Here is a 1,049-nt window from a genome sequence, read left to right as displayed (position 1 = left end):
CACCAGGGTGCCCGCCCGCAGGTTGTCCCGGGCCCGGTCAAGGGCGTGGGACTCGTGGTAGAGCCGCGCCCGGCCCTCTGCAGTCTCCGCTGCCTTGACCACCACGGGCAGGGGTTCAAAGACCAGTGGACCCAGGCGCCGCCCGCGCCACACCATGGCAAGCACGGCCACGAAGATCAGCCAGGGACCAAGGAAGCCCACCCAGTCGGGGGCCAGCCCGTCCAGGGTCCGGGGCGCCTCCGTAGCGCCGGCGTCGCTGAGCCCGGGCAGGTACCAGACAAGATCCCGGGACTTGCCCAGTGTCCGGAGGACCAGCGCGGCGTTGCCGTTCTTGGCCAACGCACGGTTGCTGATGGCAGAAGTACTCCCCAGCACGGTCAGGGCGCCGCCGTCTGCGGAGGCGAGCAGCCCGGCGGCGCTTCCGGGTGGGCGGTAGCACACCGTTCCGCCGTCGTACAGGAAGCCTGCATCACCCGAGACTGTCCCGGCGGCTGTTGCATCCGGGAGCCCGCAGCCGGGTTCCAGCAGCGGTGACGACTCCGGCACCACGCCCGCCTGGCTGATTCCGGCGTCGAGCGCCGAGAGGGTGCCCAGCCGGGGAGTGACCAACACCGTACGTTCGGCGGCGGACGTCAGGTCTGCCAGCTGGGTGGAGTCAAGGAATCCGTTTCCGTCGTACAAAAGGAGCGTGGCTCCGGGCCTGTCTTCGAGTGCTTGAACAGCCTGATCGAAGGAACCCACGTCCCTCACAGACACTCCGTGCGAGCCGAGGATCCGGCTCACCGCTTTCGCGCCGCCCGGCCCGGCATTGTGCACCGACAACGGGACAGTGTCGCCCTTCGGAGCCAGCTGGCCCGCAACGATCACGGCCAGTCCCGCGGCCGCCGCCAGCCCGGTAAGTGCCCAGCCGCGGTGCCGCCGGACCCAGGAACCGGCCCGGGCGCCCACCCGGAGGTCCTGCGTCATCGTGGACCCTCTTCGTCACGGCCGGCAGGGATGGATTGGCGCTCCGGCTTGAGGGAGCGCAGCGCCGCGTCGAGGTCCAGAAT

General features: G+C 70.4%; 1 protein-coding gene. It reads right to left on the bottom strand.

The window, feature by feature from the left end; all coding sequences use genetic code 11:
* Positions 1–966, bottom strand: a 966-nt coding sequence (locus tag DBR22_RS17650; RefSeq protein ID WP_108600092.1) for a DUF4350 domain-containing protein, incomplete at its 3' end; no start/stop codon positions are given.
* Between the last annotated feature and the right edge of the window lie 83 nt (positions 967–1,049).

The organism is Arthrobacter sp. HMWF013 (assembly GCF_003061105.1).
Classification (GTDB): Bacteria; Actinomycetota; Actinomycetes; order Actinomycetales; family Micrococcaceae; genus Arthrobacter.
The sequence above is the reverse complement of the archived record's forward strand: the minus strand, read 5'-3'. Positions and strand labels throughout refer to the sequence as shown.